The following is a 20,263-nucleotide window of genomic DNA, read 5'->3' as shown; positions in this document are numbered from 1 at the left end:
AAATACCTACATTCCTTGCTTTTCATCACGCAAATGACAGAGGAAAGCTGAAATACACCTTCTTTTTCTTGGATATTAAAAGCCTCTTATCAACGATAATACCTATAAATCATGGCAATAAATGCCCATCGAGAGGAAAACCATGGCGAAAGCACCAGCAAAAGCAGCGACTGAAACAAGTGAGCCCGCACCAGCAGGCAAATCAAAAAAGAAACTTCTTATCATGATCGCCGCAGCCGTCTTTCTATTGGTAGCAATAGGTGGTGGGGCCGCTTTTTTTCTGACTAAAAAGAATTCTTCGGCCAAGGAAAAAGAACACAAGACAGAGCCTGCAAAAGCACCCGTATTCCTGGCACTGGAACCATTCACCGTCAATCTGCAATCTGAAGGTGGTGATAAATACCTGCAAATCAGCATGACACTACAAGTACAAGATGAAGAACAGGTCAATCTGATCAAGGCTAATATGCCGCAAGTACGTAGTCGCCTGCTGTTATTATTATCCAGTAAGGATGCAACAGAAATTTTGTCCGCTGAGGGCAAGGAAAAACTGGTCAATGAAGTTATTGAAAAAGTCAGCCAACCGTTTGTAGCCAAAGGGGAGCCACAAAAAGTGAGTGGCGTATTCTTTACTTCTTTCGTCGTTCAATAAACTATGTCAGATAATTTTCTCTCCCAGGAAGAAGTTGATGCCCTTTTAAAGGGTGTCACGGGAGATCAGGACGACTCACAATCACTGGAGGATACCTCCGGTGTCCGGCCCTACAATCTTGCCACGCAAGAGCGTATCGTCCGCGGCCGCATGCCGACACTGGAAATTATCAACGAACGTTTTGCCCGACTGCTGCGTATAGGTCTGTTTAATTTCTTGCGTCGTAGTGCGGAAGTATCCGTAGGTACCGTCAGGGTTTCAAAGTACAGTGAATTTATCCGTAACCTGGTGGTGCCGACCAATCTGAATCTGGTCCACATGAAGCCGTTGCGCGGTACTTCCCTGATCGTACTCGACCCTGGCCTGGTGTTTTTGCTAGTGGATAATTTGTTTGGTGGTGATGGCCGCTTCCACACGCGCGTGGAAGGTCGTGACTTCACCCAGACAGAGCAACGTATCATCCACCGTATACTTGAAATTATTTTTGAAACCTATTCCAAATCATGGGAGCCAGTCTATCCTATCGAGTTTGAATACATACGTTCAGAAATGAACACCCAGTTCGCCAATATCGCCACCCCCAATGAAGTGGTGGTATCCACTACATTCACGATAGAATTGGGGCCGGTCAGTGGCGAGATGCATATGTGCATGCCCTATTCCACCATAGAACCTATCCGCGACATCCTGACCAGTAGCCTGCAGGGTGAAACGCTGGAAGTGGATAAGCGCTGGGTGCGTCTAATGACGCAACAGATACAGATTGCCGAAGTAGAAATCGTCGCCGATCTGGGCACCACCCGCGTCACTCTGGGAGACATCCTGAACATGAAAGAAGGTGATGTGATTCCTTTATCTATCCCCGAAATTATTTCAGCCAAAGTGGATGGCACCCCTGTGATGGAGTGCAAGTACGGAGTATTTAACGGACAGTATGCTTTACGCGTTGAGAAACTAATCAGTTCCAGCGTACAGGAAGTAGCACAAGGAGAGAACCATGGATGATAACGGCGATTCACCAATCAGTGAAGATGATTGGGGTGCTGCAATTGCAGAACAAGAAAAGGCTGAAGCTGCCGCCGCTGTAAAGAGCGAGCCACAACCCAGTGCAGCCATTTTCAAGGAATTCAGTGGCAAAAGCCAGGCACCGGAAACCCATAATGACATCGACTTCATTCTGGATATACCGGTACAACTGACTGTGGAATTGGGCAGGACCAAAATCGCCATCAAGAACCTGCTGCAACTGGCACAGGGTTCGGTGGTGGAACTTGATGGCCTGGCTGGTGAACCGATGGATGTACTGGTCAATGGCTGCCTGATTGCCCAGGGCGAGGTAGTGGTCGTGAATGACAAGTTTGGTATACGCCTGACCGATATCGTCACGCCTGCCGAGCGCATACGCAAACTGAACAAATGACATATTTTCTACGTATTTATGCGGCGCTGGCAACGGCAGCCTGGTCGGGTAATGTACTCGCAGCCGACACCTCTACCTCCTCACCGACTGGAGGATTGTTGCAAATCGTTATGGCTTTGCTGCTGGTACTGGTATTGGTGGTGGCAGCTGCATGGATCATGAAGCGCGTTGGCCCGATACAGGGTGGCAATAAAATCCAGGTCAAAATCATTGGTGGCATCAATGTTGGCAACCGCGAACGCGTCATGGTGGTGGAAGTTGCTGATCAATGGCTGATTCTGGGTGTCACGGCAAACAATATCAACAATCTGGGTAGCATGCCAAAACAGGAAGACTTGTTACTACAGGCTGCGCAAACTCAGGCCAATGATCCATTTTCTGCATGGTTGAAAAGAACGCTGGATAAACGTTCCGCCGAACGATCTGAAAACAAGTAATTACATCTGCATGAAAACTTTGCGCTCTTCCCTGCCATTGGTCTGGCTTGCCATTTTTCTGAGTGGTCTGCTATTGCCTGCACTGGCTTTTTCACAAACAACGGGTGGCTTGCCAGCCATCACAACGACGCCTGCTGCAGGTGGCGGCCAGAATTATTCGCTCAGCATTCAAACTCTGTTATTCCTGACGGCACTCAGCTTTATTCCGGCAGCATTGCTGATGATGACCAGTTTCACCCGCATCATCATCGTACTGTCCTTGCTGAGACAGGCTTTGGGCACGCAGTCCGCCCCGCCCAACCAGGTGATGGTCGGGCTGTCGCTGTTTTTGACCCTGTTTGTCATGGGCCCTGTATTTGACAAAATCTATGCCGAAGCCTATCTGCCATTCACTGAAAACAAAATCACCATGCAGGTGGCGATGGACAAGGGGGCTACTCCATTGAAGCAATTCATGATGAAGCAGACCCGGCAGTCTGATTTGGCGCTGTATGTCAAATTATCGAACACCCCGCAATTGCAGGGGCCAGAAGATGTGCCGCTGCGTATCCTGATACCTGCCTTCATCACCAGTGAATTGAAAACCGCTTTTCAAATCAGCTTTGCCATTTTCATCCCTTTCCTGATTATCGATATGGTGGTCGCCAGTGTGCTCATGTCCATGGGTATGATGATGGTATCGCCGGCAATTGTCTCCCTGCCCTTCAAACTGATGTTGTTTGTTCTGGTGGATGGATGGCAATTATTGATAGGCTCACTAGCACAAAGTTTTTATTAAGGCTTTATTAAGGCTAATTATGACCCCGGATAGCGTAATGACACTTGGCCGCCAGGCAATGGAAGTGACTCTGATGGTTTCAGCCCCTTTGCTGCTGGTCGCACTGGGCATAGGTTTGATCGTCAGTATTTTTCAAGCTGCAACCCAGATCAATGAAACCACCCTGTCTTTCATTCCTAAGCTGGTGGGTATCTTTGTCACCCTGATTATCGCCGGGCCATGGATGCTAACCATATTGACGGATTACATGCGTCAGATGTTTACCAGCATCGCGACCATGGCTGGATAAATACTGATAAGTAGCTGAGCTGATATGTCACACCAATGATTTCCTTCTCCAGCAATGAACTGATCGTACTACTCAATTCCTTTATCTGGCCATTGACCAGGATACTGGGCATGATTGCAGTTGCCCCACCTTTCGGCAACAATACCGTTCCAGTACAGATCAAGCTGGCGCTGGGGATTGTTCTGGCGCTGATAGTCGGCCCTACCCTGTCCACCGTTCCCGCGCTGGACCCGGTATCGCTGAATGGCATACTGGTGCTGTCGCAGCAATTGATCATAGGCATGGGCATGGGTTTTGTTATGCGCGTCGTTTTTTCTGCCATAGAAATGGCTGGCGAGGTAGCGGGCTTGACCATGGGTCTTGGTTTTGCCACTTTCTTTGATCCGCAAACACAGGGACGTTCTTCTGCGATTGCACAGTTTCTGGTGTTGACTGCTACCCTGCTCTTGCTGACTGCAAATGTGCACCTGTCCATGTTAGCGACACTGGTTGAGAGCTTTCAAACCATACCGATTTCAACCACTTTTCAGACCGGACTGAATTATCAAAAAATGGCATTGTGGGGTGAGCAGATTTTCAGTGTGGGAATGCGCTTATCTCTGCCCATCGTGGCCGCCTTACTGGTTACCAACGTGGCATTGGGTATATTGACGCGTGCCGCTCCACAGTTAAATTTATTCGGCATTGGCTTTCCGATTACCATAGGTGTAGGGTTTTTGATGCTGGCGCTGATACTGCCCTATCTGCTTTTGCCGTTGGAAAACCTGTTTCAACAAGGCATAGAAGCCATGCAGGCCGTTGGGCAATCGAACGTGTCACCGATCAAGCCATCAACCTTGCCACCTGCCCTACAACCGAAATGAGCACTATGCAAACCACCGGCAATCAGGATGATAAGCTCGATTGCGTGTACAGCGTGGCAGAAATTCGCACGATAGAGACGCGTGCACTGGCGACACAATTTGATCAGGGTACAATATCACTGATGCAAAAAGCCGGACTGGCCGCTGCTGATCTGGCCGCCGAACTGCTCACTCAGGTACCGGCAAGAGTTCTGGTACTGGCTGGTCCTGGCAATAATGGTGGAGATGCATTCGAAGTCGCTACAATATTGTCGACGCAGGGCCATGCCGTATACGTACTGCAATGCGGCGAAACGGCAAATTATTCCTGCGACGCGCTATCCAGTCTGCACAAAGCACAGACACAAGGCCTGCAATTTATCGATGCAGTCACTTTGGCCACTTTGCCTGCCGATTGGACACTGATCATTGACGGCCTGTTTGGCATAGGTCTGAAACGAGCGCCCGAAGGCAGCATCGCCAATCTGATCAGGGATATCAACCAACTTGCTGCGGTGAATGCAATACCGTTGCTGGCACTGGATGTGCCCAGCGGCTTGAATGCGGATACCGGACAAGTCACAGGTGGTGATGGCGTCGCTATTTGTGCGACACATACCATCACTTTCATTGGTAACAAGACAGGCCTGCATACCGGTGCAGGGCGAGATTATGCCGGCCAGGTCAGCGTGGCGACGCTGGATATTCCTGTGAGTTTTTTCCCGCGCAGCAAAGCCTGTCTGAATACTGCAGCATCACTACAAGGCATGCTACGGCCACGCAAACAAAATAGCCACAAAGGCAGTTATGGGGATGTCATCATCATAGGCGGAGCCAGCGGCATGGTGGGTGCAGCCATCCTCGCGGCACGAGCAGCGCAATATTCCGGTGCTGGACGCATTTATTGCTGCGTTCCCGGTGCTGGCCCACAGTACGATAGTCTGCACCCTGAAATCATGTTTCGGGTTCCTGAAGAAATGGACTTTGATAACCACCATGTCGTCATCGGGCCAGGCCTGGGTACATCAGCCTCAGTACAGGTTTTACTGACCAGAGCAATCAAGTCCGCAAAAACATTGGTGGTAGATGCGGACGCATTGAACCTGATCGCTACAGACCCGGCTTTTGCACAACTCCTGGCAGCCAGGACGGCTGCCACTGTACTGACGCCCCATCCACTGGAAGCCGCCCGCTTGTTACAGCAAGGCGTGGTGGAAGTACAGGCAGGCCGCTTGCTTGCTGCACGCAAACTGGCGCAGCAATTGAATGCAGTTGTCGTCCTGAAAGGTTCAGGTAGCATTATTTGTGAAGCAAATGGAGATTTGTCCATCAACACCAGTGGCAATCCGGCACTGGCCAGCGGCGGTACTGGTGACGTATTGGCTGGTGTGACTGGCGCTTTACTGGCACAGGGTTGTACAGCCAAAGAAGCAGCGAGAATTGCTGTCTGGGCACATGGCTATGCGGCAGATGAACTGGTCACACAAGGGATTGGCCCCATAGGTCTGACTGCCAGCGAATTGCTACCGGTCATCAGAAAAAATCTGAACCAGCTGGTAACTGCTTAAGTAAAGGTCTGATCAAAAGTCCAGATCAATCTACCAGGCTATTGATCTGTTCGGGATTCAGTTTCTCAGCTTTTTGTGCCGCATCGCAAACGATGCCTGCGCCAGACAGCGCCGCCGACAGTTTTTCTATCTGTTCCTGTTGAGACGCGGCATGATCTATCAGCTTGTGCAATACCTTGGAAATAGGATCATCACTATTCTGCGTCACACCATAGGCAGTAAACAGTTGCGCCGCTTCAGAATCTGCTGACGCCACCTCTTTCTTGATGATATGGGCCGGATTACCGACTGCCGTGGAACCGGCAGGCACAGGTTTCAGTACCACGGAATTGGAACCGATTTTGGCACCGGCACCTATAGTAAAACCACCCAACACCTTGGCACCGGCACCGACAATGACACCCGCCTCCAGCGTAGGATGACGTTTGGCACCTCTGGATAAAGAAGTTCCCCCCAAGGTCACCCCTTGGTAAATAGTACAATCGTCACCGATTTCTGCTGTTTCACCTATCACCACACCGAAACCGTGGTCGATAAAGACTCTGCGTCCCAGCTTCGCACCCGGATGTATTTCTATGCCGGTCAATACCCTGGCAATATGGGAGATAAAGCGCCCCAGCCATTTCATGCCCCGCGTCCAGCACCATTGCGCCCACCCATGCATGACAATCGCCTGAAAACCGGGATAACAAGTAATCACCTCCCACGCATTACGGGCTGCGGGATCTTTTTTAATGATACTTGCAATATCTTCTCTTAAGCGGCTAAACATGGACTTTAAAAATGTTCTGGCGGGAGGTAATAGTAGCGTATTTCACAAAGACCCGTGGAGAGCCCCTAATGCCCGCCGGGGAATGGCGGGCGCAAAAATCGAACCGCTTTAACCAGCAAGTCCGTTTCAGCTTCGTACCAGACGCTGACGACGCGCTTCATACAGGCAAACACCGGAAGCCACCGAGACGTTCAGGCTTTCAACAGAACCAAACATGGGAACGCTGACCAGCACATCGCAGGTTTCACGGGTCAGACGACGCATACCTTCACCTTCAGAACCCATGACGATGGCGCTGCCGGTTTTGAAGTCGACATCATAGATATTTTTTTCGACTTCATCCGTCGTGCCGACCAACCAGATGTCCCGCTCTTTCAATTCACGCAGGGTGCGCGCCAGATTGGTGACTGTAATATAAGGTACGGTTTCAGCCGCACCGCTGGCGACTTTGGCTGCGGTTGCATTCAAACCCACGGCACGGTCTTTTGGTGCGATCACAGCGTGAGCGCCAGCACCGTCAGCAACCCGCAGGCAGGCGCCCAGGTTGTGCGGATCGGTAATGCCATCAAGTACCAGCAACAAAGGCGGGCCATCGATTGCATCCAGCAATTCATCCAGATTGCGGGCCAGTGACAGTTCACTGGCTTTCGCCACCACGCCCTGATGACGGCGGGTACCAACAATATTGCTGAGACGCTGGTCGTCTGTCTGAATAATGCGCACACCAGCAGCTTTTGCTGTATTCAGTAAATCCTGCATGCGTCTGTCAATGCGGGAAGAATCGACATAAATCTCGTCGACAGAAGAGGCTTCATGGCGGATACGTGAAGTCACCGCATGGAAGCCAAATATCATTTTACTTTTCATCTTGTTCTTTTCAATTATCTACTAGCGTCTTTTCTTTGTAGCTTTGCCTGCAGTACCAGGAGCTTTTTTCTTGGCACTGGCAGGTGGAGTAGCAGATTTCTGGCGACGTCCCCCAGAAAAACTATCTTCATTTGCTTTTACGTTTCCCTTTTTCACTGTCGTGGTTTTTGTCGACTTGGAAAAAACAGGTGCTAATTTTTCTTCCGGCTCCAAAGCGGGCTTTCTTGTATTGGCCGGATTTTTGCGGTTCTTATCCGCTGTTGTGACACTTCTTTGTTCGCCGGGCCCACCTGGGAGTTTGCTGGATGTCGGCAGTACAATACTCAAATCAATTTTTCTGGCATCAAGATCAACCCGGCTCACCTGCACCCTGACTTTATCCGTCAATTGATAACGCTTGCCAGTACGTTCGCCACGCAATTCATGGCGTGCATCATCGAACTGGAAGTAGTCTGCACCCAATTCAGTAATATGCACCAAGCCTTCAATATAAATCTCGTCAAGTTGCACAAAAATACCGAACTGCGTGACACCAGTGATCATGCCAGTAAACTCTTCACCCAGTTTACTACGGATGAAATAGCATTTCAGCCAGGCTTCGACATCGCGCGATGCCTCATCGGCACGTCTTTCATTGGCAGAACAATGTACGCCCAGTGCGTCCCAGATCGTCAAATCTTTTTCGACTTTTTTCTTACCAGCGGCCTTGTCAGCAACCATTTGCTTGCGGGCAGCATTGGAGACGGTGGTATTCAACAAGCTGAGATCTATGCCTTTGGGTTCGTATTTACGTCCCTGCAAAATAGCCTTGATAGCCCGATGCGTCAGCAGATCGGGATAACGGCGGATCGGGCTGGTGAAATGTGCGTAGGCATCATAAGACAGGCCGAAATGGCCAATATTATCGGGACTGTAGACAGCTTGTTGCATGGACCGCAGCAACATGGTCTGTAACAGCGGCGCGTCTGGCCTGCCTTTGATTTTCTTCATCAACTCGGCATAATCAGAGGCCGACGGTGAATCACCACCGTTGAGGAACAAGCCAACCTGCTTCAGGAAATTCCTGACCTGGGTCAGCTTTTCTTTGGTAGGGCCGGCATGGATACGATATGTACCAGGATGCTTATAAGTCTCCAGCAAATTGGCGGCACACACGTTTGCTGCCAGCATGCATTCTTCAATCAGCTTATGGGCATCATTGCGCGTACGTGGCAGAATTTTTTCTATCTTGCCGGATGGATTACAAACGATATAAGTTTCTGTCGTTTCAAAATCTATCGCACCCCTTACCTGGCGCGCTTTCAGCAGCGACTGGAAAACTTCATACAGATGCAGGAGATGCGGCACCAGCGTCATGCGCTTGGCGGCCTCGGGGCCTTTGGTATTACCCAGGATGGCCGCTACTTCGGTATAAGTAAAACGTGCTGCCGAGTGCATGACTGCCGGGTAAAACTGATAGGCTGTAACTTCACCATCCTGTGTAATGACCATGTCGCAGACCAGCGTCAAGCGATCAACGTCCGGATTCAGGGAACACAGACCATTCGACAATCGTTCCGGCAGCATGGGAATAACACGGCGCGGGAAATACACGGATGTACTGCGCAACAGTGCTTCTTCATCCAGTGCATCGTTAGGATGAACGTAATGACTGACATCGGCAATCGCGACGATCAGACGGTGCCCTTTGCTGCGACCGATCTTGATGGGTTCGCAATATACGGCATCATCAAAGTCACGCGCATCTTCGCCGTCAATGGTGACCAGCGCGATATCACGCAGATCAACCCTGTCGTTGAGATCTACGTCACGAACTTCGGATGGCAGTTTCGCTGCGGCTTTTTTGACGGCTTCAGAAAATTCATGTGGCACGCCAAATTTTCTGACCGCGATTTCGATTTCCATGCCTGGATCATCTACATCACCCAGCACTTCAACAATCTTGCCAACCGGCTGTGCATAACGTGTAGGCTGTTCAGTTAACTCAACGCTGACAACCTGCCCGGCTTTTGCTTTGCCGGGCGCACCGGTCAGCAGGATATCCTGGCTGAATCGCTTGTCTTCAGGCGCAACGATCCAGACACCATTTTCATTGAGCAGACGCCCGATAACGTGGGTGTTGGCTCTTTCCAGGATTTCCAGGATGCCGCCTTCCAGGCGGCCACGCCGGTCAGTACCGACCACGCGCGCCATGACACGGTCACCATGCAGCACTTTCTGCATTTCGCGCTCTGGCAAAAACAAGTCTTCGCTACCGTCATCCGGTATCAGAAAGCCATAACCTTCGCGATGGCTGCTGACTTTTCCGCTGATGAAATTATCTTGATTGGCGATGGTGTAACTGCCACCTTTATCCACTTTAATTTGCCCATCCCTTTCCATCGCGTTTAATCGTCGTGTCATGCCATCTAACTCCTCAGGTTTAACCGACAAACCATCCGCTATGGCGGAGGCCGTCATTTTTGCCTTGTTAGTACGTAGAACGCCCAGTATCTCTTCGCGGCTGGGAATGGGGTATAAATGCTTATTCAAATCTTATATTTTTTCTTTAAATGTTAATCTGGTCTACGCCAGAACCATAATCAGGCATTAGTTTACCGGAGCAAACCTCTTTCGCCTAACAATTCTTATCTTCGCCAAGTTACCTGCCTTGACAAATCTCGGTATTAATTTATAATGTTGTTCTCCGTTGCCCACGTGGCGGAATTGGTAGACGCGCATGGTTCAGGTCCATGTGCCTTCGGGTGTGGGGGTTCGAGTCCCTCCGTGGGCACCACCAAATTGAGGGCCCGCTGATTCGTCGGCGGGCTTTTTCATTTTCGCAGTCTCTTGCTTTTCCAGCTCAACTCCATTCGTCCTGATACCACCAATGTTCATGGCGTTTTTTACATCTCTATAAAAGTCAACGCAAGCAGATTTGCACTGTTTTGATTTTCGTTCAGAAATACTCACCCAAAACACCTCAAATGCTCTATAATTACGCCTTCCGTTGCCCACGTGGCGGAATTGGTAGACGCGCATGGTTCAGGTCCATGTGCCGCAAGGTGTGGGGGTTCGAGTCCCTCCGTGGGCACCACCAATTTGAGAGCCCGCTGATTCGTCAGCGGGCTTTTTCATTTCCGCTCATTTTGTCTATGACCACTTCCCCATACTCCTGCCTAAGTATCAGTTACTACTTTCCGTATTTCAATCAAACTTGACCATAAAAAAACGGAAGACTACGCTTCCGTTTTCTGGACATGCTTACTTCGCGCCTTTTTTTAACCAGGCATTCAACTGATGTGGCCTGATGCTGTCATATTCTTCAAAAGGCTGATGTATCCATGGATTGGTCGTCAGATAATCAAGATAATAATCTGGCTTCACAGATGAACATGCCTTGTACCAGATAACTGCTGACTTCGCCTCGGTCACTGCTGGAAAATTTTCGCGCAAATGCACCAGCACTTTTTCCAGTGTCACGCCGGAATCCACCAGATCATCCACCACCAATACGCGACCTTGTAAAGCCCCTCTGGTCATGGAGATATACTTGCCAATATCCAGCGATCCCTGCACGGTACCGGATTCTTCACGGTAAGAACTGGTCGACAATATCGCCAACGGCACATCAAAAATGCGCGAGAAAATATCACCTGGACGCAAGCCGCCGCGCGCCAGGCAAAGTACCTGGTCAAATTTCCAGCCAGTTTCATGTACTTTCAAGGCCAACTGTTCGATCGAACGATGATAGGCTTCCCAGGAAACCCATAAATCCTTGTCTGTTGATGCGGGCATATTCATATTCTTATTTTCCTTCTTAAATAAATGGATGCCTTAAAACGATCGTTTCTTCACGATCCGGGCCGGTAGAAACCATATCTACTGGAACACCGACCAGCTCCTGGATGCGCTGGATATAATTGCGGGCGTTGACTGGCAACGCATCCATGCTCTTGGCACCAACCGTTGTCTCAGTCCAGCCTGGCATTTCTTCATAAATAGCTTCACAACGGGCCGCTTCTTCAGCGCCGACAGGGAAGATATCAACGACTTTGCCATCCACTTTATAGCCTGTGCACAGGCGCAGTGTTTCCAGACCATCGAGTACATCCAGCTTGGTCAGGCACATGCCGGAAACACCATTAATTTGCACAGAACGCTTCAACAGGGCTGCATCGAACCAGCCACAACGGCGTGCACGGCCAGTGACAGTACCAAATTCATGACCGACACTGGCCAAATGCTTGCCTACACCTGCGTCCGTCGGCAGTTCAGACGGAAAAGGACCAGAACCGACACGGGTGGTGTAAGCCTTGGTAATGCCCAGGATGTAATGCAGCATGTTAGGACCAACACCAGAACCGGCAGCGGCATTGCCAGCCACGCAGTTACTGGAGGTAACGAAAGGATAAGTGCCGTGATCAACGTCCAGCAAGCTACCTTGTGCACCTTCAAATAACAGGCTGGCACCAGCCTTATGGGCTGCATACAGCGCGCTGGACACGTCAGCCACCATAGGACGAATACGTGGCACGTTAGCCAGCGTATCATCCAGCGTTTTCTGAAAATCAACGGCAGGTGCCTTCAGGTAATTGGTCAGCACAAAATTGTGATAATCGAGATTATCACGCAGCTTTTCAGCAAAACGTTCTGCGTTGAGCAAATCGGCAACACGAATCGCACGACGTGCAACTTTATCTTCATAGGCCGGTCCTATGCCCTTGCCAGTGGTGCCGATTTTGGCGGCGCCACGAGCGATTTCACGCGCTGCGTCAAGCGCAGTGTGGTAAGGCAGAATGACCGGGCAGGCCTCTGAAATTTTCAGACGCGAAGCCACTTCTACGCCATTTGCCTGCAGCTTGTCGATTTCCCTTAACAGGTCCGGCACAGACAACACTACACCATTGCCGATATAGCAAGCGACACCGGCGCGCATGATGCCCGAAGGTATCAGCTGCAAGGCTGTCTTTTGGCCACCTATCACCAGCGTGTGACCAGCATTGTGTCCGCCCTGAAAGCGAACTACACCTTGCGCATGGTCGGTCAACCAGTCAACGATTTTTCCTTTGCCTTCATCGCCCCACTGGGTACCGATTACAACAACGTTTTTTGCAATTTTAGTTTGTGTCATCACTCAACCTACATTTTGAAGAATCCATTTGCCACCATCGAAAATGAGCGCACGATTGCAATCAAATTCGTCTTGTTCATTCTCGTGCCCGGGCATGCTTTGAATCACGATCTCGCCATCGCCACGCAACTGGGCGATTTTTTCACGCAAGAGTTGCTCGCTGCCCCAGGGCGCACGTATTGCCCCTTTTCTTTCTGCCGTAGGAAGCAGGCGCGCCAGCTCCCTCAAATCCAGAGAAAAACCAGTCGCTGGCCGCAGACGACCAAAGGCTTCACCCACGTGATCATAGCGCCCACCGCGCGCAACTGCATTCGGCAAACCTGGCACGAATACGTTGAACATAACGCCACTGTGATAGTGGTAGCCACGCAAATCAGCCAGATCGACGGTGACATGGGCACCACCAGTCAGATTGACCAGATATTCCAACTCGTCCAGAGCAACGTCAATACCCTTCATTGCCGGCAAGACAGCACGCGCCTTCGCAATCACGGAAGCATCACCATACAAGCCAGGTAAAGCCAACAAGGCACCCCTGACTTCGGTAGAGAAATTCTGACTTAGCTTGTCTATACTTGGCAGGTCTTTTGCCTCAAGCAGGGCAAACAGGGTGTTTTCCTGAGCCTTGGCGAGTGGGTCTGCCGCCAGCAAGGTGCGCAAGACACCCACATGACACAGATCCAGGCGCACATCACGGATATTTGCCAGTGCCAGACAACCCAGCACAAGCTCTTGAATTTCGGCATCCGCCTCAAGGCCGGCGTGGCCATAGATTTCGGCACCAATCTGCAAGGGTTCACGAGTGGCATGCAAGCCAGATGGTCTGGTCTGCAAGACGCTACCTGCATAGCACAGGCGTGTAACGGAGCGGCGATTCAACAAATGTGCGTCGATACGGGCAACCTGGGTAGTCATGTCCGAACGCAGGCCCATGGTGCGACCAGACATCTGATCAACCAGTTTAAAGGTACGTAAGTCCGTATCCTGCCCTGCCCCTGTCAACAGGGATTCGATATATTCGAGCAACGGAGGCATCACCAGCTCGTAACCAAACAATCTGAAGTGATCCAGCAAGGCACGACGCAGTTCTTCTATCTTGCGGGCCTCTGATGGCAAGATGTCTGCAATATTTTCAGGTAAAAGCCAATTTGGCATGGAGAATTATGTAATAAACAAAAAATTTGGCTTGGCCAATCCGACAAACAGCGATCTGCACCTTGAGGTACAGATCGCTGTCGAGAAAACAAATAAATTACTTGCCTTTTACCGCAGGCGCATTACCGCCAGTAGCTCCAGAGCCTTTAAAATATTTGAAAAAGTCAGAGTTGGGATCAACTACTAAAATATCACTCTTACTCTTGAAGCTGTTGCGATAGGCTTCCAGGCTGCGATAAAACTTGTAGAACTCGGGGTTTTGTCCAAACGCCTGAGCATAAATCTGCGATGCTTCCGCATCACCAGCACCGCGCATTTTCTCCGCTTCGCGGAAGGCTTCGGCCAGTATCACAGTTCTTTGTTTGTCAGCGTCAGCACGAATCTGCTCAGAATCAGCTGCACCCGTAGATCGCAATTCATTGGCAACACGTGTACGTTCCGCCTTCATGCGGTCATAAACGGAGTTATTGATCTGCTCTACATAGTCAACGCGTTTCAAACGTACATCAACAATTTCCACGCCGATCTGCTTTGATTCTTCTGCGACTTTTTTCTTGATCGCATCCATGACATTACCACGTTCGCCAGAAATCACTTCACGCACGGTGCGTTTGGTGATTTCATCATTCAGCGCAGCCTTGACAATCTGCGACATACGATCCGTGGCGCGACGTTCTTCGCCATTAAAGCTGACGTAATACAGTTTTGGTTCCTTGATACGCCATTTGACGTAGGAATCCACCAGAATATTTTTCTTTTCGGCAGTAATAAAGCGATCCGCTTCTGGAGAATCAATAGTCAGAACACGCTTATCCAAAAACAACACGTTCTGGAAAGGTGGAGGCAATTTGAAATGCAGGCCCGGTTCGCTAATCACCGAACGCACTTCACCCAGGGCAAAAACGATGGCATGAGAGCGCTGATCAACCACAAATATGGTCGAATACGCAACCAGTATGGCTGCTAGCAGAGCAACGATAACAGAAATCAGCTTATTCATTACCGCACCTCCCTGTCACGAGAGTCGCGGGTATCTCTTGATCTTCCATCTTTGCTATAACGCATCTCTACTGTGGGCATTTGTTCGGCAGAAGGGGCTGTGGGCTGCACAATTGTAGCTGTTGCGGCTTTGCCCGCAGACGCATCAGGTGGCGACATCATTTTGTCTATCGGCAAGTAAATCATGTTATTGCCTGATTTGGTATCCACCATCACCTTGCTGGTGCTGGCAAAAATCTGCTGCATGGTTTCCAGATACATGCGGTCGCGTGTCACAGCAGGTGCTTTTTGATATTCAGCCAACACCTGTTTAAAGCGCGAAGCGTTACCTTCGGCATTTGCCACGATACGAGACTTGTAAGCCTCTGCATCCTGCAGCAAACGGGATGCTTCACCGCGTGCTTTGGGAATCACATCGTTGGCATAGGCCTGGCCTTCATTTTTTTGCCGCTCTTTGTCCTGACCAGCTTTGACTGCATCGTCAAATGCTGTCTGAACTTGTTCAGGTGGCTGAACGCCTTGCATGGTCACATTGGTAATCTGAACACCTGCGGTGTAGATGTCCAGAATTTTTTGCATGCTGCTGCTGACATCCAGCGCGACTTTTTCACGGCCTTCATATAAGACGAAATCCATCTTGTTTTTACCGACGATTTCGCGCACGGCCGTCTCAGCGACTTGCCTTATCATGTCTTCCTGATCGCGATTGTTATATAGCCAGTCAGCCGCATTATTCAATTTATATTGAACAGCAAATTGAATATCAACGATGTTTTCATCATCAGTCAGCATCAGGGATTCACGTGCCTGCTTGTTCTTCACGTTGGATCGATAACCTACTTCGATGGTGCGTACCTGGGACACATTGACGATTTCATGACCCTGAATAGGGTAAGGCCAACGCCAGTTGAAACCAGCGGAAGTCTGATGGCTCAATTTGCCGAACGTAGTGATGACGGCGGTCTGACCTTCCTGCACGATGAAAAAACCACTTGCCAGCCAAATCACAGCAAAAATGGCAACGATCAACGATGCACCTAATTTAGCACCAGAAGAATCTGGCGAGAAACCGCCATTATTGTCACCACCACTGCCCTTTTGACCCAGCAAACGACTCAGCTTCTGGCTAAAGTCTTTCCACAACTGATCCAGATCAGGAGGCCCTTCGGTCGGCTTTTTATTATTGTCTTGATTATTGTTTTGAGAACCACGTCCCCATTGAGGGTCGTTCAAGGACATGTTCAAACCAATTCTTTTGAGAAGTGAAACAAGCATTCTGTCGCTATCCAATGAATAGTGGGTTGGACTACTGAAGATTAAAGCGCGCATCATAATCTTCTGGCAATACATTTTGCCCCGAAGTTGACGCTTTTTCCAGCGCGAATTGAGCAATCGATTCGCGCAACAAACCAATACCTGCCCCAGTACGAGCGCTCAGAAAAACCCGTTGAATTTTATCACACTCATCAAGGTCAATCGATGGTTCTATGCCCGCCAGGTCTATCTTGTTCCAGACCAGCATCTGTGGAATATGATCTGCACCAATTTCTTTCAATACTTCGTTGACCTGCTGTATCTGATCAAACCGAACCGGACTACCAGCATCCACCACGTGCAAAAGCAGGTCAGCATGAATGGTTTCTTCCAGTGTGGCACGAAACGCAGCGACCAGCTGATGTGGAAGCTCACGAATAAAGCCTACTGTATCCGAAATTACCACACTACCAGCATCGCCCAGATAAAGCCGGCGAGATGTTGTGTCCAAAGTCGCAAATAACTGGTCGGCCGCATAGGCACCAGCCTTGGTCAGGGTATTAAATAAAGTTGATTTCCCTGCATTGGTATAGCCAACCAGAGAAACTGACAAGGTATTGCTACGACCTCTTGAACGACGTTGTGTTTCGCGCTGCTTGTGCAGTTTTTCCAGCTTCTGCTTCAGCATTTTCACCCGCTCACCCAACAGGCGGCGATCTGTTTCTAACTGCGTTTCACCCGGACCACGCAGGCCGATACCACCTTTTTGCCGCTCCAGATGTGTCCAGCCGCGTATCAGGCGCGTTGCCAAATGTTGCAACTGAGCCAACTCCACCTGTACCTTACCTTCATGACTGTGGGCACGTTGAGCGAAAATATCAAGAATCAGGCTGGTACGGTCAACCACCCTGACTTTCATGTGACGTTCAAGATTTCTTTGTTGGGCTGGTGATAATGCGTGATTGAAAATCACAATGTCCAGCGCCGCATCAGCGACAGCATGTGCTATCTCATCTGCCTTGCCGGAACCAACAAAAAAAGCAGCATCAGGGCTTGCTCGCTTGCAAGTGATGGTTGTCACTGGCTCCGCCCCCGCTGATTGCGAAAGCAAAGACAATTCTTCTAAGCTAGCGGCAAAGTCGTCCTTGCCAAAATCCACACCAACTAAAGCGGCGCGCATGAACGACTTCTTTCCAATGATTCAGTACTCAAAAATTACTCTGCTTCAGACTCGGTGTTAATGCTGACTGCACGTGCTGGTACAACAGTCGAGATAGCATGTTTGTAGACCATTTGTGTCACTGTATTGCGCAGCAAAACAACATACTGGTCAAATGATTCAATATGGCCTTGTAGCTTGATGCCATTCACCAGATAAATTGATACAGGGATGTGTTCTTTACGCAATGCGTTCAGAAACGGGTCTTGTAGTAGTTGCCCTTTATTACTCATAACAGCTCCATTGTGTTGTTGTGATCAGGAGTTGGGGACTACTTGGCAAAATACAAGTAATCCAAGAAGTTGATTACAAAGTAATGTAATCTATTTTTATCTTTATTGCCTATCCAGCACCAAATTTTTATCGGAACTGGCATTATTTCCATTATTTTGATTTGTCGAACGGATTCTTGCCCGATCGCATTTCTATCCTTAATGGAGTTCCCGTAAGGGAAAAAGTTTCACGGAAATGTTTTTCAAGGTAGCGTTTGTACACATCACCCACGGCTTCCAGTGCATTGCCATGAATGACAATGATAGGTGGATTTTGTCCGCCCTGATGCGCATAGCGCAATTTTGGCCGGATCGAACCCTTGCGTTTGGGTTGCTGATGTTCTACCGCCTCGATCAAGGCACGGGTCAGCTTTGGCGTTGATAAATTACACATGGCCGCTTCATAGGCAGCATCTATCGATTTCATCAAAGGACCAATACCGGTCGATTTCAGTGCAGAGATAAAGTGGAATTTGGCAAACGTCAGGAAATTCAACTTGCGCTCAATATCCATCTTGATTTCATCCCGCCTGTCACTCTGCAGGCCGTCCCATTTATTTACACCAACCACCAGAGCACGACCGGATTCCAGAATAAAGCCAGCGATATGGGCATCCTGCTCCGAAATATCTTGTTGCGCATCCAGCAGCAGCAAGACAACATTCGCTTCAGACACCGATTGCAGTGTTTTCACGACCGAGAATTTTTCTATCGCTTCAAACACTTTGCCGCGTCGACGAATACCGGCGGTATCAATGAGGGAGTAATGTTTGCCTTCGCGCTCGAAAGGAATTTCGATAGAATCACGGGTAGTACCCGGCATATCAAAGGCAATAACACGATCTTCACCCAACAAGGTATTCACCAGAGTCGATTTACCAACATTGGGACGACCGACGATGGCAATCTTGATGCCCCGGACATTCGGTTCAGGCTCTTCGAGTTCTGGCGGTCGTTGCGCAAACGCGATGTCCACCATTTCTTCGACCAGATCAGTCACGCCATCACCATGGGCAGCGGAAATCACATACGGATCACCCAGGCCCAGCTCGTAAAAGTCGGCTGTTACCGAGGTGTATTTCATACCCTCGGCCTTGTTGACCACCAGCATGACAGAACGACCGGACTTCCTCAGAAAATCGGTGATGGTTTTGTCGTGTGGTGTCAGGCCCTGACGGCCATCGACGATAAATACAACAACATCAGCCTCAGCCACTGCCTGCTTGGTCTGTTTGGCCATTTCATGCATGATGCCTTCCTTGGCAACAGGCTCGAAACCACCTGTATCAATCACCAGGAAAGGACGTTCGCCAACACGGCCTTCACCGTAATGGCGGTCTCTCGTCAAACCTGGCAAGTCTGCTACCAAAGCATCGCGAGAACGGGTAAGCCGATTGAACAGCGTGGATTTGCCGACATTAGGTCGGCCTATAAGTGCGATAACCGGCTTCATTATTTATTACTCGGTTGCAAGTGCAACCAGTGATCCTGATTTTGTTTGGACGATCAGTTTAGCATCCACCACCAGTGGTGCCGCTAAAATCTGACTACCATCGGTAGTTACCCGTCCTATGAACGAACCATCTTCCCTTGACAGGAAGTGGACATAACCTGCCAAGTCACCCACCGCTACTGCGCGATCAAATGAAATGGGGGCAGATAAACGACGGTTACTCAATTTATCATTACGCCACGCACTGGCACCGCCAGTACGGGCATAGGCATTAACTGCACCATTGACATCAGCAGCAAAAACGAAACGCTCGTCAACACTGACACCAACCTCGCTGGACAAGTTCTTGTTCCAGCGCAAAGCACCTGTAGCCACATCAAAACAGGCTACACGCCCCTGGAAAGAACTGGCACAGACATCACGTCCCAAGATTACAGGTGCGCCAGACACATCTGCCACACGCTCCAACTCTGTCGCGCCTTTAGGCTCACCAACCACGGCCTCCCAACGTAGACCGCCGTTATTCAGTGCCAGCGAGGCCATATGACCACCGGGCAAAGCAACGAGTGCCTGCTGCTCAGCAATCACAATACCAGGCGCCAGGCGCAGTGTCAGGGGGGGCAAAGGTCTTTCAACCGACCATTTACGTTCGCCAGTGTTGACATCATAGGCCGATATTTTGTTATCAATGCTACGCACTACGACCAAGTTTTGCCCAACTGCAGGGGCAGACAATATCTCGTTTGTGCTTTGCACCTTCCAGCGTTGTTTGCCATCCAGATCGAACGCCATCAACTGGCCTTTTTCACCGACCACAGCAATCGTGTTTGCATCAACACCAACGCCGGCAGTGAGGTGCGTGCCAGCATTGATTTTCCATACTATACGGCCGCTGGCAACTTCAATCCGGACCAGTGTACCGTCAGCAGCAGCTGCATACACGTTCTGCGCTGCCGCAGCAGGTGCAAACAAGTAGTTGCTGGCAGCACCAACAGGCACAGTCCAACTGGTCTTGATGGACATGGTGGTTTTGATTTCAGTCAAAACTGCAGGCGCGTTTTTTTCCGATTTGGAAGAAAAAGGATTTAAAGACGATAACGAAGAACAGCCACTCAGGGCAAAAAATGCAGATGCCGCAACCAGCAGCTTGGCAGAAAATTGCATGTATGGCTC

Annotated in this window: 20 protein-coding genes and 2 tRNA genes; 10 read left to right on the top strand and 12 right to left on the bottom strand. The window is 49.8% G+C overall.

From position 1 onward, the window contains the following. Nucleotides 1–142 precede the first annotated feature (142 nt). The 8 genes from fliL to AC1RVX_RS16950 are packed head-to-tail and all read left to right on the top strand — an operon-like array spanning nt 143 to nt 5,986. Nucleotides 143–652, top strand: coding sequence for a flagellar basal body-associated protein FliL (gene fliL, locus AC1RVX_RS16985; RefSeq protein WP_493217775.1), 510 nt, complete (start codon nt 143–145; stop codon nt 650–652). A 3-nt stretch (nt 653–655) separates the two neighbouring features. Further along, nucleotides 656–1,657 (top strand): flagellar motor switch protein FliM, encoded by a 1,002-nt coding sequence (gene fliM / locus AC1RVX_RS16980; protein ID WP_423035937.1) that lies wholly within the window; start codon nt 656–658, stop codon nt 1,655–1,657. Continuing rightward, the gene (gene fliN, locus AC1RVX_RS16975; RefSeq protein WP_493217774.1) at nt 1,650–2,072 is read left to right on the top strand and encodes a flagellar motor switch protein FliN; all 423 of its coding nucleotides are present in this window, start codon (nt 1,650–1,652) and stop codon (nt 2,070–2,072) included. The genes fliM and fliN overlap by 8 nt, the downstream gene beginning before the upstream one ends. Beyond that, nucleotides 2,069–2,509, top strand: a complete 441-nt coding sequence (gene fliO, locus AC1RVX_RS16970) for a flagellar biosynthetic protein FliO (RefSeq protein ID WP_493217773.1) — start codon at nt 2,069–2,071, stop codon at nt 2,507–2,509. The genes fliN and fliO overlap by 4 nt, the downstream gene beginning before the upstream one ends. A gap of 10 nt (nt 2,510–2,519) precedes the next feature. Continuing rightward, nucleotides 2,520–3,287: a flagellar type III secretion system pore protein FliP gene (gene fliP / locus AC1RVX_RS16965; RefSeq protein WP_493217772.1), complete on the top strand. Its 768-nt coding sequence runs from the start codon at nt 2,520–2,522 to the stop codon at nt 3,285–3,287. A 19-nt stretch (nt 3,288–3,306) separates the two neighbouring features. Next, nucleotides 3,307–3,576 carry a flagellar biosynthesis protein FliQ gene (gene fliQ / locus AC1RVX_RS16960; RefSeq protein WP_493217771.1) on the top strand — a complete coding sequence of 90 codons (270 nt, stop codon included), beginning with the start codon at nt 3,307–3,309 and terminating at the stop codon, nt 3,574–3,576. 35 nt (nt 3,577–3,611) lie between these two features. After that, entirely contained in the window at nt 3,612–4,439 is an 828-nt protein-coding gene (gene fliR, locus AC1RVX_RS16955) for a flagellar biosynthetic protein FliR (protein WP_493217770.1), read from the top strand. Next, the gene (locus tag AC1RVX_RS16950; RefSeq protein ID WP_493217769.1) at nt 4,436–5,986 is read left to right on the top strand and encodes an NAD(P)H-hydrate dehydratase; all 1,551 of its coding nucleotides are present in this window, start codon (nt 4,436–4,438) and stop codon (nt 5,984–5,986) included. Before fliR ends, AC1RVX_RS16950 begins: the two co-directional genes overlap by 4 nt. Nucleotides 5,987–6,011: 25 nt before the next feature. Here the strand turns inward: AC1RVX_RS16950 and cysE are convergent, their stop codons facing one another. The 3 genes from cysE to rnr all read right to left on the bottom strand — a co-directional run bounded on the left by cysE (nt 6,012) and on the right by rnr (nt 10,157). Further along, nucleotides 6,012–6,758 (bottom strand): serine O-acetyltransferase, encoded by a 747-nt coding sequence (gene cysE / locus AC1RVX_RS16945; RefSeq protein ID WP_493217768.1) that lies wholly within the window; start codon nt 6,756–6,758, stop codon nt 6,012–6,014. 126 nt (nt 6,759–6,884) lie between these two features. Continuing rightward, nucleotides 6,885–7,625, bottom strand: coding sequence for a 23S rRNA (guanosine(2251)-2'-O)-methyltransferase RlmB (rlmB, locus tag AC1RVX_RS16940; RefSeq protein ID WP_493217767.1), 741 nt, complete (start codon nt 7,623–7,625; stop codon nt 6,885–6,887). 21 nt (nt 7,626–7,646) lie between these two features. After that, entirely contained in the window at nt 7,647–10,157 is a 2,511-nt protein-coding gene (gene rnr / locus AC1RVX_RS16935) for a ribonuclease R (protein ID WP_493217766.1), read from the bottom strand. A gap of 159 nt (nt 10,158–10,316) precedes the next feature. Here rnr and AC1RVX_RS16930 point away from each other — a divergent pair. Beyond that, a tRNA-Leu gene (locus tag AC1RVX_RS16930) sits at nt 10,317–10,401 on the top strand. 215 nt (nt 10,402–10,616) lie between these two features. Then, nucleotides 10,617–10,701: transfer RNA gene (locus AC1RVX_RS16925), tRNA-Leu, on the top strand. 167 nt (nt 10,702–10,868) lie between these two features. Here AC1RVX_RS16925 and AC1RVX_RS16920 read toward each other — a convergent pair. The 9 genes from AC1RVX_RS16920 to bamB form a co-directional block, all read right to left on the bottom strand. Then, nucleotides 10,869–11,402: a phosphoribosyltransferase gene (locus AC1RVX_RS16920; RefSeq protein ID WP_493217951.1), complete on the bottom strand. Its 534-nt coding sequence runs from the start codon at nt 11,400–11,402 to the stop codon at nt 10,869–10,871. A gap of 22 nt (nt 11,403–11,424) precedes the next feature. Beyond that, nucleotides 11,425–12,738, bottom strand: a complete 1,314-nt coding sequence (locus tag AC1RVX_RS16915; protein ID WP_493217765.1) for an adenylosuccinate synthase — start codon at nt 12,736–12,738, stop codon at nt 11,425–11,427. A gap of 3 nt (nt 12,739–12,741) precedes the next feature. Beyond that, nucleotides 12,742–13,893: an ATP phosphoribosyltransferase regulatory subunit gene (locus tag AC1RVX_RS16910; protein ID WP_493217764.1), complete on the bottom strand. Its 1,152-nt coding sequence runs from the start codon at nt 13,891–13,893 to the stop codon at nt 12,742–12,744. A 97-nt stretch (nt 13,894–13,990) separates the two neighbouring features. Then, entirely contained in the window at nt 13,991–14,893 is a 903-nt protein-coding gene (gene hflC, locus AC1RVX_RS16905) for a protease modulator HflC (protein WP_493217763.1), read from the bottom strand. After that, the gene (hflK, locus tag AC1RVX_RS16900; protein ID WP_493217762.1) at nt 14,893–16,167 is read right to left on the bottom strand and encodes an FtsH protease activity modulator HflK; all 1,275 of its coding nucleotides are present in this window, start codon (nt 16,165–16,167) and stop codon (nt 14,893–14,895) included. The genes hflC and hflK overlap by 1 nt, the downstream gene beginning before the upstream one ends. 31 nt (nt 16,168–16,198) lie before the next feature. Continuing rightward, nucleotides 16,199–17,326, bottom strand: coding sequence for a GTPase HflX (gene hflX / locus AC1RVX_RS16895; RefSeq protein WP_493217761.1), 1,128 nt, complete (start codon nt 17,324–17,326; stop codon nt 16,199–16,201). A 35-nt stretch (nt 17,327–17,361) separates the two neighbouring features. Next, entirely contained in the window at nt 17,362–17,598 is a 237-nt protein-coding gene (gene hfq / locus AC1RVX_RS16890; protein ID WP_186946602.1) for an RNA chaperone Hfq, read from the bottom strand. Nucleotides 17,599–17,749: 151 nt separating this feature from the next. Continuing rightward, a complete protein-coding gene (der, locus tag AC1RVX_RS16885; protein ID WP_493217760.1) occupies nt 17,750–19,090 on the bottom strand; it encodes a ribosome biogenesis GTPase Der in 1,341 nt (446 codons plus the stop codon). Between the two features lie 6 nt (nt 19,091–19,096). Continuing rightward, nucleotides 19,097–20,254: an outer membrane protein assembly factor BamB gene (gene bamB / locus AC1RVX_RS16880; protein WP_493217759.1), complete on the bottom strand. Its 1,158-nt coding sequence runs from the start codon at nt 20,252–20,254 to the stop codon at nt 19,097–19,099. Nucleotides 20,255–20,263: the final 9 nt, after the last annotated feature.

Source organism: Undibacterium sp. GW821-FHT11B02 (assembly GCF_058808955.1).
The sequence above is the reverse complement of the archived record's forward strand: the minus strand, read 5'-3'. Positions and strand labels throughout refer to the sequence as shown.